We start from the raw sequence: 589 nt of genomic DNA, 5'->3' as shown, positions 1-589 counted from the left end.
GCAACTGCATCCATTACAGCGTCACTTCCTTTCTTGTGGGGAATAGATTGGAATTTACCCTTTAGCTTTTTGCCGCCTTGTAATGTACGAACTGCCATTTACCCGTAAACCTCTGCCATACTAGAAGCAATGATCACCTCTTCTAATATTCCAGTGCCATAAACTTCAAATTGCCATGAGTTGCCCCTTGCTGGTGGAATGCGTATAGGTCGATTAGTTAACGTACCTATCTCATAATCTTTGATGACGACTCCATCAACGATAATTTTCATTCCAACCAATGCCGGATCTTCCGCTCGGATATACAGCGTACTAAGTGTTGGATACATGGCGTAATACTCTTTAGAACGCCAAACATACGCTTTAGGTTGGCCCTTGTTCCATTCAGCCAATTTTGTTCCATCTTCGCTTCGAACATAAAGCGTACCTGTCACTAAGTCAGTAAATCCAAGGTTTGAACCTAGAGAATGGAACGTAATGCCACCCGTTTTAGGGTCGAATATGAACGACTTATCAAGCGCCTTTCCGTAAAAAGCCAAATACTTTCCATCGTAGTAGTAAGCTTCAATGGTTTCTGGCTCCAATGCTT

The 589-nt window shown here is 42.6% G+C and carries 1 pseudogene; it reads right to left on the bottom strand.

Annotation, left to right across the window (positions count from 1 at the left end):
• Positions 1-98 precede the first annotated feature (98 nt).
• A pseudogene (locus R7Z77_RS27040) lies at positions 99-589 on the bottom strand (hypothetical protein); the annotation flags it as partial.

The organism is Vibrio sp. 1401 (assembly GCF_033340295.1).
This window is presented reverse-complemented; position numbering and strand designations above follow the sequence as displayed.